This window comes from Moorena sp. SIO3E8 (assembly GCF_010692445.1).
Lineage (GTDB): Bacteria > Cyanobacteriota > Cyanobacteriia > Cyanobacteriales > Coleofasciculaceae > Moorena > Moorena bouillonii.
In genome coordinates, this window is sequence record NZ_JAAHHM010000002.1 from 100387 (window position 1) to 114968 (window position 14582).

At 37.4% G+C, this 14582-nt stretch carries 11 protein-coding genes and 1 pseudogene; 11 read left to right on the forward strand and 1 reads right to left on the reverse strand.

The window, feature by feature from the left end; all coding sequences use genetic code 11:
* The first annotated feature begins 20 nt into the window (after positions 1-20).
* The 11 genes and pseudogenes from F6K46_RS01110 (at position 21) to F6K46_RS01165 (ending at position 13894) form a co-directional block, all read left to right on the forward strand.
* A complete protein-coding gene (locus F6K46_RS01110; protein ID WP_293055102.1) occupies positions 21-2219 on the forward strand; it encodes a polysaccharide biosynthesis tyrosine autokinase in 2199 nt (732 codons plus the stop codon).
* 123 nt (positions 2220-2342) lie between these two features.
* Complete coding sequence (locus F6K46_RS01115; protein WP_293055104.1) at positions 2343-3701, forward strand: lipid II flippase MurJ; 1359 nt, start codon at positions 2343-2345, stop codon at positions 3699-3701.
* A gap of 50 nt (positions 3702-3751) precedes the next feature.
* Positions 3752-5002 carry a hypothetical protein gene (locus F6K46_RS01120; protein WP_293055106.1) on the forward strand — a complete coding sequence of 417 codons (1251 nt, stop codon included), beginning with the start codon at positions 3752-3754 and terminating at the stop codon, positions 5000-5002.
* Between the two features lie 161 nt (positions 5003-5163).
* Positions 5164-5337 carry a hypothetical protein gene (locus F6K46_RS01125; RefSeq protein WP_293116710.1) on the forward strand — a complete coding sequence of 58 codons (174 nt, stop codon included), beginning with the start codon at positions 5164-5166 and terminating at the stop codon, positions 5335-5337.
* A 57-nt stretch (positions 5338-5394) separates the two neighbouring features.
* Positions 5395-6726, forward strand: coding sequence for a hypothetical protein (locus F6K46_RS01130; protein ID WP_293055110.1), 1332 nt, complete (start codon positions 5395-5397; stop codon positions 6724-6726).
* A gap of 23 nt (positions 6727-6749) precedes the next feature.
* Positions 6750-7457: pseudogene (locus F6K46_RS01135) on the forward strand (aspartyl/asparaginyl beta-hydroxylase domain-containing protein).
* Between the two features lie 40 nt (positions 7458-7497).
* Complete coding sequence (locus tag F6K46_RS01140) at positions 7498-8823, forward strand: O-antigen polymerase (protein WP_293055112.1); 1326 nt, start codon at positions 7498-7500, stop codon at positions 8821-8823.
* A 318-nt stretch (positions 8824-9141) separates the two neighbouring features.
* Entirely contained in the window at positions 9142-11406 is a 2265-nt protein-coding gene (locus F6K46_RS39980) for a glycosyltransferase (RefSeq protein ID WP_366510688.1), read from the forward strand.
* Entirely contained in the window at positions 11403-11621 is a 219-nt protein-coding gene (locus F6K46_RS01155) for a hypothetical protein (protein ID WP_293055114.1), read from the forward strand. The genes F6K46_RS39980 and F6K46_RS01155 overlap by 4 nt, the downstream gene beginning before the upstream one ends.
* A 51-nt stretch (positions 11622-11672) precedes the next feature.
* Positions 11673-12713 carry a hypothetical protein gene (locus F6K46_RS01160; protein ID WP_293055116.1) on the forward strand — a complete coding sequence of 347 codons (1041 nt, stop codon included), beginning with the start codon at positions 11673-11675 and terminating at the stop codon, positions 12711-12713.
* A 14-nt stretch (positions 12714-12727) separates the two neighbouring features.
* Positions 12728-13894: a glycosyltransferase family 4 protein gene (locus F6K46_RS01165; RefSeq protein ID WP_293055118.1), complete on the forward strand. Its 1167-nt coding sequence runs from the start codon at positions 12728-12730 to the stop codon at positions 13892-13894.
* Here F6K46_RS01165 and F6K46_RS01170 read toward each other — a convergent pair.
* Complete coding sequence (locus F6K46_RS01170; RefSeq protein ID WP_293055120.1) at positions 13889-14419, reverse strand: YdcF family protein; 531 nt, start codon at positions 14417-14419, stop codon at positions 13889-13891. The two genes, F6K46_RS01165 and F6K46_RS01170, sit on opposite strands and share 6 nt — an antisense overlap.
* Between the last annotated feature and the right edge of the window lie 163 nt (positions 14420-14582).

Here is a 14582-nt window from a genome sequence, read left to right on the forward strand (position 1 = left end):
CCAGAACTACTTAACAGAACATGAGCATGGAAGTAAAGACTGAGAGTGTTGAAACCGTACAAGAAGAGATCAACCTATTTGAACTGGGGTCCATTCTGCTTCGGTTTTGGAAAACTGCAGTAGCAGTGGCAACGACAGTTTTTGCAGGGGGGGCAGCAGCAACTTTTCTCAAGACCCCTGAATATGAGTCAGAGATGCTGATCCTAATGTATCGGGAAGCTTCCGTGCCTGATGTTCATGGGTTACAACCAACAGAAAAACCTAAAAATAAGGAAACTTTATCTACGGAAATTGAGATTCTTAAAAGTCGCTCTTTGGTTGCTAAGGCAATTAGCCCCCCAGAAAGCTCTTTTGACAAACTGTCTGTTAAAGAAGTAATCGAAAACATGTCCATTCGTCAGGTAGGGGATGCTGATGTACTGATCGTTTCATACCAAGACACAGATCCCCAAAGGGCTCAAAAAGTACTAGAAGCTCTCAGTTATACCTATGTCGATTACAGTATAGAGCGGCAGCGCTCCCAGGCAACTAATGCAATTCAGTTTATTGATGAGCAACTACCGAAAGCACAACAAGCCCTAAATGCAACCACATCAATTCTGCGTAGCTTTCGAGAACGCTATGGTATTGTGGAACCAGAAGCTTACGCTGTTCAGGTATCTGAACTCAAGCAATCTCTTGTGCAACAGGAGCAGCAAGTAGAAATTGCTCTGAGTCAGACTCAGCGACAGTTACAGGAGTTACGCCAACAGCTACAAGAAGCAGGTCAACAACCCCAAGCAGCTTTAGCCAATTCGGTCCTCAGCCAAGATCCTTACTATCAAAACTTAGCTAATCAACTTACAGAACTAGAATCCGAGCTGGCTCTAGAGCTAACTCGTTTCCAGGATAATCATCCTTCGGTGGAAAGCTTACAACTTAAGCGTAACCAAATACAGAATCTATTGCAGAAGCGTAGCCAAAGCATCCTGGGGTCAGCAAGCTCACAAATTGATATTAACCAGGTGGTGGGATACGGGGAAACTCGCCAAACATTAACTAATCAATTACTTGCTCTAGAGACAGGATTGGCGGCTCAGGAAAAGCAGCTAGAGGCTATTCGTAAAGCTCAAGCTGAAGTGGCAGCTCAGTTTCAGCAAATTCCCCAACTCCAACAAGTGTATACCGAGCTACAGCGTCAGTTGGAAGTTAGATCCCAAGCAGTCAATAACTTACTAGAAAAACGGCAAGAGTTACGGATTGCTGAAGCTCAAGAAATTGCCGCTTGGGAGATTCTTGAGTCTCCTTACCTACCAGAAAATCCTATTTCTCCCAATGTCAAACAGAATTTGATTTTGGCTTTACTTATGGGAGGATTGTCTGGGGTGGGAGCGGCATTCCTGCTGGAGAAGTTATCTCAGAAGGTAAAACGGGTCGAAGATTTAAAGCAACTAACGGAGCTATCTTTACTAGGGGCAATTCCCAATGTTGGACGACATATAACTGGTGTTACCGTCACAGACAGCAGACATCCAGAAAGCTACCAACAGCAAGCATTTACCGAGTCTCTGCACGTTTTGGCCATGAATTTACGCTATCTTGGTGCAGCTACAAACAGGATCAAGGTTTTGGCTTTCACTTCTGCAGTTCCCTCTGAAGGTAAGACAACGATTACCTATCATTTAGGAGCTGTTTTGGCTAAATTGGGACAGCGAGTTTTAGTAGTCGATGGGGATTTGCGTCAACCAACGTTACATCTATTGGCAGGATTGCCAAACCATGGGGGACTAAGTACAGCTCTTACCAGTGACCGTCCTTGGTATTCCCTGGTTGAGACAGGAAAGACTCAAAGTCTTGATCTGATCAGTTCTGGTCCTACTCCTCCTAATCCAGTGGCGCTGTTGAATTCCCAGAAAATGAAGCAGCTATTTGATGAGTGGCGGCAGACTTATGATTATGTGCTAATCGATACTCCTGCTGTGGCAGGGGTTGCTGATACCCAAAGTGTAGGCAGTTATGTGGATGGAATTATCTTTGTGGCTGGCATGGAATGCAGTACCCATGATGATATTACCCGTTCCTTGGAGGTGTTACGAAACAATCAGTGTACTTTAGCTGGGGTGGTAGCAAATTTTGTTAGTAACAAGCATGGTCACACTTACTCCTACGGGCAATCTGCTGGTAATCCTCCCCAGTCTAAGGATGAGAAGAGTAATTTTGGATTGGTTAGGGAGTCTTAGTAATCGTTACTTCACACAGCTATCAAAAATTTATAGGGTTCCGTGTAGGAATTGTGATAATTTTTGTTCCCTGTTCCCTATTCCCTGTTCCCTGTTCCCTTTGCTATAGATGAAATATTCACAGTGAAAAAACAGCCATTACATAATGCATTTAAGTTATGGAAAAATATTTCCAGCGGGTCGATTAATCGTCAAATTTTTGGCGCAGCTGCTAAAGTAACTGCCATGACTATGCTTGTAAAAATTGCATCTGTGGGCAAAGAATTTGTGGTTGCTTGGAGTTTTGGCACCAGCAATGAAGTAGATGCATTAGTGATGGCATTACTATTTCCTCAGTTTATTGGTAATGTAGTTGCTCGTTCTTTTAAACCTGCTTTTATTCCTACTTATATACGGGAAAGAGAGCAACAAGGACAACAACATGCTCAGAAACTGCTTTCTGGAGCAATGTCTTATGTAATTGGATTGTTAATCTTGGTTACCATCCTCATGGTAGCTTTTGCTCCCTTCTATTTACCTAAGATTGCCGCCGGTTTCGACTCTGGCAAAATCGACTTTACTTTCCAAATAATCTTAGCCGTTTCACCTCTAATTTTACTCAAGGGAATTGTTACGACTTGGCAGGCAGTTTTGAATTCTGGTGAACGTTTTGCCTTGGCAGCTATTTTGCCCATTGCCATCCCTGCCTTAAGTATTATTTTACTTGTAAAATTTTCATCTTGGGGAGTCTTTGCCTTAGTTATAGCACTACTAGGAGGAACTTTAATACAAATTATTTTCCTAGGTATATCACTGAGGCGAAAAGGCATTAGCTTAATACCAAAACTCTATAAGCTTGACTCTAAGCTTATAGAGGTCTTTCGGCTCTATGGAGCCTCTGCTGCTGCTGCATTCCTGATGGGAAGTACTAAATTAGTAGACCAATCAATGGCAGCCATGTTAGCACCGGGAAGCGTCGCCGCCTTAAGCTATGGCTACAAATTGACTGCTCTGCCCCTTAGTCTTGTCGCCATAGGATTAGGAACAGCGGTTACTCCTTACTTTTCTAAGATGATCGCCAGGGAAGATTGGCGAGGTGTAAAACATACGCTAAAAAAATATCTGAAGCTAATATTAATCACAACTATCCCCTTAACCATTATTCTCTTAATTTGTTCCGTTCCTATAGTTAGGATTCTCTTGCAAAGGGGAGCATTTACAGCTGATGACACATCTTTAGTGGCTCAGATTCAAGCTTTGTATGCCTTACAGATACCTTTTTATGTTGGCAATATTTTAGTGGTTAGACTAATTACTTCAATGAAGATGAATTATTTAATCACTTGGACTTGTCTTTTAAATTTAATAGTCAATATTTTATGCAATTTTTTATTCATACAATGGATAGGTATTCCAGGAATTGCTCTATCTACAAGCTTAGTTTATGTTATTGGTTTTGCTGTAAATATGACATTTCTCACTCAGAGAATGAACAGGAGTTAAGTTGAATTGATAGTTTGGTAAAAATTGATAGTTTTTAGAGGTTAATAATAATGAATATTAGAGGATGGCTTTATTCAAACTATTCTTCTCTACAAGGTAGAGGATACTCGACTATTTTTGACAAGCTTAGTCAAGAAAATAGTTCAGGAATACACCCTGAAACAACTCAAACAAACTTGATAAAAATTATTAACCATTGCCAAAAAACTGTCCCATATTATACTCAAATAATGGCTAAAATTGGCCATTATAAACTTATTGAAAAAAATCCAGAAGTATATATTCAAAAATTACCAGTTTTAACCAAAGATTTAATTCGACAAAACTTTGAACAAATAAAGTCTACGGATTTAAAACAACGACAGTGGTATTTAAATCAATCAGGTGGCTCAACCGGAGAACCAATAAGGCTTATTCAAGACCGGGAATATTTCAACCGTTCGATGGCGATTAAGTCCCTTTATTCTTATTTAGTTTCAGGGAGAAAAACTGGTGAGCCAGAAGCAATTTTATGGGGGTCAGAAAGAGATCTGTTTTCAAACAAAGGTATTAAAGCTAAATTATCAAGCTTTCTCAGAAATACGACCTATATGAATGCTTTCTTGATGACCCCTGAAAAAATGGCGGGGTTTATTCACAAGCTAAATAGCAAACCTCCTAAAATAATTATTGCCTACGCTCAGGCAATATATGAATTGGCACAATTTGCTGAACAGGAGCAAATAGCCATTGTTCCTCAAAAGGCAATCATAACTAGTGCTACAACACTTTATCCTTGGATGCGCGAAAAGATTGAGTCTGTATTTAAATGCCAAGTTTTCAATCGTTATGGCTCTAGAGAAGTGGGTGATATTGCTTGTGAACTACCTGATAAAGAAGGTCTATGGGCTGCACCTTGGGGCAGTTATATTGAAATAGTAGATGATCATAATAATCCCCTTCCAACAGGTGTTGAAGGAAACATATTGGTTACTAATTTAACTAACTATGCTATGCCATTAATACGGTACAAAATTGGCGATTGCGGTAGTTTGTTAGTTAACGAACCCTCAAGACAAATCTTAAAACAAATTTCAGGGAGAAGTGCAGATATGTTTAAACGTAAAGACGGCACTCTAGTATATGGAGCATATTTTACTCATCTTCTTTATTTTAAAGACTGGATTTATAAATTCCAAGTTACTCAAAAGAGTTATTTTAAAATAGTGATAAAAATTATTAAAGCAAATCCAAGTTATGATCCAAAACAGCAAGAATTAGACGAAATAGTTAACAAATGCAAAGTATTAATGGGAGAATAATATCAAGTTATCATTAGATTTGTTAATCAAATCGATCCAAGCAAGTCTGGTAAGTACCGATACACCATTTCAGAAATTTAAACAGGATTTGGAGCTTTTTATATATAGCGTTTCTCGCAGTTATGAGGTACAGTCTTCTTTGACGTTGATTTCCTGTCTTGATGCAGCGCATCCCTATTCCCTATTCCCTATTCCCTATTCCCTATTCCCTATTCCCTATTCCCTATTCCCTATTCCCTATTCCCTGTTCCCTATTCCCTGTTCCCTGTTCCATAAAATCCAGAAATTGTGTACCTCATAGCTATGATAATTGCTATATACTGATAAACTCCTAAAAAGCCTTTTGTAGAAACACCTGCTTGGAAAAAAGTTTTTGAAGATGTGAGTAAATAATGAATCTTAGAGGATGGCTTTATTCAAAATATTCTTCTCTACAAGGTAGAGAATACTATGCTATTTTTGACAAGCTTTGTCAAGAAATTACTTCAGGAATACACCCTGAAACAACTCAAACAAACTTGATAAAAATTATTAACCATTGCCAAGCTAATGTCCCCTATTATACTCAAATAATGCTTCAAATTGGCAATCCTACACTTCTTGAACAAAATCCAGAAGTATATCTTCAAAAATTGCCGGTTTTAACCAAAGATTTAATTCGCCAAAACTTTGAACAAATAAAATCTACAGATTTACAAAAACGACAATGGTATTTTAATCAATCAGGTGGCTCAACCGGAGAACCAATAAGGCTTATTCAAGACCGTGAATATTTCAACCGTTCGATGGCGATTAAGTCCCTTTATTCCTATTTAGTTTCAGCTATAAAAACTGGTGAGCCAGAAGCAATTTTATGGGGATCACGAAGCGATTTATTATCAAACAAAGGTATTAAAGCTAAATTATCAGGGTTTCTCAGAAATACGACCTATATGAATGCTTTCTTGATGACCCATGAAAAAATGGCAGAGTTCATTGAGAGACTAAACAACAAACCTCCTAAGATAATTATTGCCTACGCTCAGGCAATATATGAATTGGCACAATTTGCTGAACAGGAGCAAATAACCATTGTTCCTCAAAAAGCTATTATAACCACTGCGGGCACACTTTATCCTTGGATGCGCGAAAAAATTGAGTCTGTATTTAAATGCCAAGTTTTCAATCGTTATGGCTCTAGAGAAGTGGGTGATATTGCTTGTGAACTACCTGGTAAAGAAGGTCTATGGGCTGCACCTTGGGGCAATTATATTGAAATAGTAGATGATAAGGATAATTCCTTGCAAACAGGTGTTGAAGGAAACATCTTAGTTACTAATTTAACTAACTATGCTATGCCATTAATACGGTACAAAATTGGTGACCGTGGCACTTTGTTGGTTAACGAACCCTCAAGGCAGATATTTAAGGAAGTTTCAGGTAGAATTACGGATATGTTTAAGCGTCAAGATGGTAGTCTAGTATATGGATCATATTTTACTTATCTTCTTTGTTTTAAAGACTGGATTTCTAAATTCCAAGTTGTTCAAAAGAATTATTCAAAAATAGTGATAATAATCATGAAAGTAAATCAAGATTATCAACCAGAGCAAAAAGAATTAGATGAAATAGTTAATCATTGCCAAATAGCGATAGGAAAAAAATGCCAAATTAGTTTTGAATTTGTTGATCAAATTTACCCAAATCAGTCTGGTAAGTACCGATACACCATTTCAGAAATTTAAACACAATTTTGAGCTTTTTATATATGGAAATATTTGAAAAATTTACAGCAATTAGTAATCTTTCGCTTCAGTGTAAATTACCGCTTCAATTCTCCCAAGAAAGACTTTTAACAGATTACTATAATCTAATCAATAAATTTGGAGTAGAGCAACATTTTAGACATGATCACCACGATGGAGGATGGAAAACTATAGGTTTAATCACCTCTGGGGGAGATGTTTATACTGATAAACTTATTCCTGGGAAGCCTTTTTTAGAAACACCCGCTATGGGAATGTGCCCATATATTAAAGAGATTTTGACCAAACTTCCTGGCTCTAAGCGTCGTGTCCGATTAATGTTTCTAGAATCAGGATCTGTAATCAAGTGGCATAGAGATAAAACTGACACTCTTGATGGAGCAATATCTTCTCGTTTTCATATTCCAATTATTACCAGCTCTAAGATATAATTTTCGATTTGCCACAACCGTTGTCATTGGGTTACCGGTCATATTTATTATGGTGATTTTTCATTTCCTCATCAGGTACGGAACAATTGGGATCAAACCAGAGTACATTTAGTGATTGATCTGGTGCCAAATGATGATTTAAGGTCACTGCTTACCGAAAATTTTCGCAGTGAAAAGGATAAACGAACAATCCTGAGAAATATTTGTGCTAACACCTATTTTTTGCAGTATGAAATTCCGCGAAAGCTAAAAAATAGATTGAAGAAGAAAGTTATTTAGTTGATTGGCGACAGAAAACTTGTTAGAACCGAAAAAATAGATGTTATCAATTACCTATCTACTGTTGTTTTTTGCTGTCGTTTTTGTAGAAACTACCAGAAAAAAAGCAAATCTACTAGATTTTTTGACTTTTTTCAATCTTAATTTTGTTTTATTCTATATATTCCCTGGATTTATCTTTTCTAGAATTGCAGAATCACCCAGTAGCTATGCATTTGATTTTCAAAGCAATTTACAAATTGTAATATCTATATATTTAGGATACTTTCTCGTACTGATTGGCTTTTATTCAAAATCTTCTACTCAACTAGCAAAAATAATATATATAAGAAAAACTAATGAAAAAAAATTGATTAAAATAGCTATTTTTTTTATAGTATTTTCTTTTTTTTCTGTATTAATTTATAGTGCTCAGTATGGTGGTTTTTCTAATGCACTATCTCAGTCATCAGCAATTCGTTCTGGTCTGGTTGAAGGTGGTAGTTTAGTCCTATTTAAAAACTTTTTTGATTGTGCTGAATACGCATCTTATTTATTTGCTTCTTTGGCTTTCTTTGGGAAAAATACTAAAAACAAGTTAATTCTTTACTTATTTTTAGGCTTATCTATAGCATTAACTGTAATAACAATTCTACTTAAATCAAGTCGTTCTAGCATAATCAGATATTTTATTTCATTTGTATTGGCTTATATAATTGAACGCCAAAAATTTCCCTGGCTATCTATTATTATTGGTGTGTTTTTTGCCATAGCCGTAATTCTCTATGGAGATCCTTTTTTTGCAAGTTTATCTTCAATTCCAGAAGGATATGATAGTTTTATAGGAAATTTTTCTAGTCGCCTAGAACATCAAGCTAGCACAAGTACGGAAAGTAATTTTGAAGAGGATTTAGCTGGAGATTTTTCCTATACTCTAAAGTCATTGGATACTTCTTTTAACAATGAATATGAATTCCAGTGGTTTTCCGATTTTATATTTGGTTTTATGACCTTAATTCCAGAACGCTTAATTCCTATAGAAACACCACAAAGTGTGACTAGTATCAATACTTTCTTGGCTTTTGGTCATAATGAGTGGTCTTTTATACCTGGCTTTCTTGCCCTGGGAATTTATAGTATGTCCTGGATGGGATTAATCATGCTTTGTATTTCCTATGGATGGTTAGGACGTTACTTACAAACTATTCTTACTAAAGACAAAAATTATCCACCTTGGGTATCCTTTTTATACGTTGTAGTTATGAATGTATGGTCATCATTACTTTCTGGTGGAAATCCAGGAGGAATTATTAAGGGCAGTGCGGTTTTTTTCTTATCAATTATTTTTATATTTTATGTTTCAAAAAGAAAGATAAAAAAGTTTTAAATATAACTTCAAAAAGTCCTGTAAATTAATTTATTTTTTGCTATTTTACCAAACTATAAAGACTTAAAATAATTTAATTAATTAGTTAGAATATCCTAGGGTTTATATGATAAATTTTTATAAAAAGCAAATAATGGCTATAAATCTTGCTAAGTAATGCTTTTAGTGATTTAAAAATGCGATAAAAATATATTTTTAGTTTATTTAATCGCTCGCTATTGAAAGTATTAAGCTTAAGTTAAACTAAAAATTTAATATAATCAGTCTAGAATAGCCCTTATTGAAAATTTAAAAAATTACCTATTATTGCGCGGTGTAATGACTAGATCAACTCAAACAATAGCCATTTTTATAGCTTCTCTCCGGGGTGGTGGTGCAGAGCGCAACATGCTCAGACTTGCTAATAGTTTTGCGGAACAAGGTTTAAAGATAGATTTAGTTCTGGCCCAAAAAGATGGTGCTTATTTTTCGGATATATCTCCCCAAGTTAATCTAGTTCACCTTGAAGCCAAACGGGTGCTGTTGAGCCTACCTAAGCTAGTGCAATACCTGAAACAGGAAAAACCTGCTTACCTCATCTGCGCTATGGATTATGTTAACTTAGTTGGCTTGTGGGCTAAATTTATTGCTGGAGTACCCACCCGCATCATTGTTACTGTGCGTAACACTCTCTCTTCTGAGGGCAATCAATCCCCATGGAAAAACCCCTTAATTCACGGCTTAATGCATCACTGTTACCCTTGGGCAGATTCCATTGTAGCGGTATCGGGAGGTGTGGCAGATAACCTAGCCACTACAGTTAATTTAACCCGCAACCACATCAAAGTTATTTATAATCCAGTAGTTACCCCTAATTTACTGCTGAAAGCTCAAGCTACCATAGACCATCCCTGGTTTACCCCCAGAGAGCCTCCCGTCATTTTAGGGGTAGGCAGACTTACCAAGCAAAAAGACTTCCCTACCTTAATTAAAGCCTTTGCCATCGCTCAACAAAACTGTTCCGCTCGATTAATGATTTTAGGGGAAGGGGAGGAACGCCCGCACCTAGAAGCCTTAGTCAAAGAATTGGGCTTAGAAGATAAGGTAAGTTTACCAGGATTTGTTAATAATCCTTTTGCTTACATGGCTCAAGCAGCCTTATTTGTTCTGTCTTCTAATCGAGAAGGTTTACCCACGGTGTTAATTGAAGCTATGGCTGTGGGAACCCCTGTAGTAGCAACTAACTGCAAAAGTGGCCCAGAGGAAATTTTAGCAGGAGGTAAATATGGCAATTTGGTTCCAGTGGGAGATGTGGAGGGTTTAGCCCAAGCAATGGTAGCCACTTTGAATAATCCCATTGCCCCGGAAGCGTTGCAATCTAGAGCTAAAGAAGAATTCTCCCAAGAAAAGAGTACTACTGAATATTTAAAACTAATGGGTTCAATTAAACCTACCAAAGTTGACAATTTACCAGAGCAGTATCAACGCATTACTTTCTTGATTACTGGTTTAGACTACGGGGGAAGAGAGGTACAATTAGTTCAACTGGCATCTCAACTTAAAAATCGCGGTTGGCATGTGCAAGTTGTTTCGATGCTTGTTCCCAAAGCCTTTACCGATAAATTGGCTGCATTAGGAATTCCTGTTCATTCTCTGGGTATGCAAAGGGGAATACCAAATATCTCAGCAATTTTAAAATTAGCCAAAATTGTCAAAGATTTTAAACCTTATTTCTTACATAGCCATTTGGTTCATGCCAATTTGTTAGCAAGGGTAACACGATTGTTTGTTAAAGTTCCCCTCTTAATTTCTACTGCTGGAAATATCAAGGAAGGCAAACGCTGGCGTGAGATAGCTTATAGATTAACAGATCCTTGGTGCGATCTCACTACCAATGTCAGCAAGTTAGCAGTGGAACATTACATTAAAGTTGGTGCAGTTCCTCAAGATAAAATTGTTTATATTCCTAATAGTGTAGATACAGATAAATTTTCCCCTAACCTAGAAATGCGAGCTAGGAGCAGGCAAGAATTTTCATTAGGAGAAAACTTTACATGGTTAGCGGTAGGTCGTCTTGAAGAACAAAAGGATTACCCTACTATGCTCAAAGCTTTTTCACAAATTGTCCAAGGATTTCCAGAGAGTTTATTGCTAATTTGTGGTCAAGGATCTCTCAAAGAGCAATTAGCAAGTTTAGTCGAAGAATTATCTTTACAAGATAGGGTTAAATTTCTGGGGGTACGCAGCAATATACCTGAAATTATGAATGGAGTAGATGGTTATGTCATGTCTTCAGCTTGGGAAGGTATGCCTGGAGTACTACTAGAAGCAAGCGCAACAGGATTACCAATAGTAGCCACCAATGTTAGTGGTAATCGGGAAGTGGTATTAGATGGTAAAACGGCATTTCTCGTACCACCTCAAAATTCTGAAGCTTTAGCTAAAGCCATGCAACGTCTGATGGAATTACCTTTATTTGAGCGTCAGAAAATGGGTCAGCTAAGTCGAGAGTATATCGTAGCTAATTATAGTTGTGAGCAGGGAGTAATAAAGTGGTTAGAATTATATTCTCAGTTATTGAATCATAAAACAAACAATCTATGAAATGTAAGCATTCAGCTATCAGCTCTCAGCCGTCAGCTCTCAGCCGTCAGCTCTCAGCCGTCAGCTCTCAGCTCTCAGCTATCAGCTCTCAGCTTTTGAATAAAACAAGTAAGCATTGGTTTAATCTCTGTTACGTCAGCATCTCAAGTAGCGTGAGCCATTCCCGTAGCGTGGCCATTCCCGTAGCGTGGCCAACGGCCTTTGGCCTTGGCTGACGGCTGACGGCTGACGGCTGAATGTTAATTATGAAATTTAGGAATAATGAAATGTTTAGTTTTGTAATAACATTTATAAAACCGATCAAAACTTACTTTTTTATGTTCAAAAAAAACAATAAAACACTGATTAATGAGATTACTGTCGAATTAAATAGTTTATTCAGTTTAGAGAGTGTTAATTTTCCGAAACTAATAAACATTGAAATGCGTTCTAATTCTTTTTTATTGCTTTTTGCAATAAAAAATCAACCAAAACTTTATGTTAAAATAATAAAAAACTATAATACATCAACTCTTAGTAAAGCAATCAAGAATCACAATTCAATATCTAAGGGATTACATGAGTATAAGTCCCTTTTATGGATGAATGAAAATCTCAACTATTTTACAAATATAAATACCATTGAACCCATAACTTATTTATCAAAGTTCAATGGTATTGTCACCAAAGAAATAATCGGTTTTGAGCTTTATAAAAAACTCCATTATCCAAACATTGAAACCACTTTATTTTCCATCGGATCATGGTTATATGAATTCCATCAAAAACAAGGATATAACTATAAATTTGTAAGCCAAGCAGACTCTTTGTTAGAGCAGATAGATATTGAATACAAAGAAATACTGAAAGGCTCATATAGTCCCCAAAACATATCATTTGGAATTGGGCTTGGCAATTTTGACATTCGTGATGTTTTAATCAATAAAAATGATATTTATTTGCTAGATTTAAATACAACTCATGAGATAGTACCTCATTTACAAGATGTAGGCAGATTTTTGGCTTCGCTGGAATTAGCTTATTGGGGAACAGCTAAATTTGGAGTTAAGACTGTACCAAACAGCTTAGCTAATGCATTTTTAGATGGTTACTTTGAGCAGCAAAAATCAAAGGATTTGAGAAAAACTGCTAATTGGTTTGCTGCTCGCCATATCTTCAAACATATTACTCGCAATAATAAACGAATTAACGATACTAACAAAATTTATTTGAAATGCTACTATCAACTCTTTGCTAAACCTTATTTAGAAAAAATTGTTCAAAACAAATTCCTTGAGCAAGTTTATCAAAAGTACAACAGTAGATAATAATGTGAAACCTAGTGAATACCTATCTCAAAACCAAACCCAAAATATTACATCTCATCAGCCGTTTAGCTGTGGGAGGGGCACAAGACAACACCCTCCTGACAGTGGAAAAACATGAGCGTAATCAATTTGAGGTTCACTTAGCCTCCAATCCAGAAGGACAATGGTTGAATCGCGCTCAACAAAGTGCGGATACCTTCCACCCCATACCCCATTTAGTCAATCCTATCAACCCTGTCTATGACCTTAAAGCCTTCACAGAAATAGTGCAACTGCTGCGCCGAGAGGAATTTGATGTTGTGCACACCCACAGCTCAAAAGCAGGAATTCTTGGTCGTGTAGCTGCTCGCATTACTAAAGTTCCTGTGGTTGTCCACACTATCCATGGTTTTGCTTTCCATGACTTTATGCCTAGTTGGAAGCGCCAACTCTATATTAATCTAGAGCGTAGTATGCGCCCCTGTACAGATTTTTTTCTGACTGTTAGCGAACTTAACCGTAAACAAGCTATCCAACTGGGCATCCTGAGTCAAGAAAAATCCCAAACGGTCTACAGTGGAATTGACTTTAGTAAATTAGACCGTCCTTGTCATCTCCCACAACTTCGACAGCAACTAGAAATTCCCGATGGTTGGCAAATTATTGTGATGGTGGGACGTTTAGATGAACAAAAAGCACCCTATTACTTAATTGAAGCTTTTGCTCAAGTTCTCAAACACTCCCCCGACACTCTGTTACTACTGGTTGGTGAAGGGGAATTGCAACCCCGTTTACAAACTCAAACTCAACAACTTGGTATTGAAAATCAGGTTAAATTCTTGGGGTCCAGGGAAGATGTACCGGAAATCCTGAAAATAGCTGATATTTTTGCCCTTTCCTCCCTCTGGGAAGGTTTAGGTAGAGCCATGACTGAAGCTATGCTATTAGGTAAACCTGTTGTTGTTCCTAATATCTATGGTATTCCCGAAACTGTCCATCATGGCGAAACGGGTTTACTATTTCCTGCTAAAGATGTTGCAAAATTAGCTCATCATCTAGTTTACCTACTCCAAAATCCCCAGGAACGGAAACGTCTTGGTCACAATGCCCAACAGCTAACTAGAAAGCTTTTTGATGTGGATCAGATGGTGCAACAGATTGAGCAGATTTACCAGCAATTATTAAATCAGAAACCCTCATGATTTAAGATCTGGGTTCAAACTTGCCCCACTCTTTCCAGTCACTATCCAGAGGAGAGAACGAATACAGTCTCGAATAACTCGTATTTTGGACTCTTTTGGATAGCCTTTTGATGGAACAGGAACCGGAGTAATTGCAATACCTCGACTACCCAAAACAAAAGTTGCTATTGCCCGTGACCTTACCATATGATAATCCGAAGTTACTAGGTAGATATGTTGAATATCCTGCTGAGCAAAATAGTTAACAGTGCAAGTAAAATTCGTTACCGTATCCGTAGGACAAAAATCATAGTGCATTCGCTGCTCTGAGATTCCTACTTTTCGGAAAATCTGCCTGTTACCCTCAAAATTACTGTAGTAGTCAGAAACCCAAATATCTAATTCCGGATGGGAGTGGGAAAACTGGGCAGTGAATTTGAAGCGATCTTTATTACCACCAAGAACCAAAATAGCCTGGGGTTCTGGTGCTTGATGGCGTGCAATGGCTAAACGCAAGGGAATGATACTAATAAACAACAGTCCCATAGGAAGCAAAACAAGCCAGAACTTATTGAGTCTATTTTTTGCTCTTGGAAAGCTCATAAAATCCTTGAACAGCCTATTGTTTATACTCATAATCCTCCTTAATAACTACCCATCCAATTCGGACTCTAATAGCTCTTAGTGTAGTTAGTAGTTGCGTAGTGGC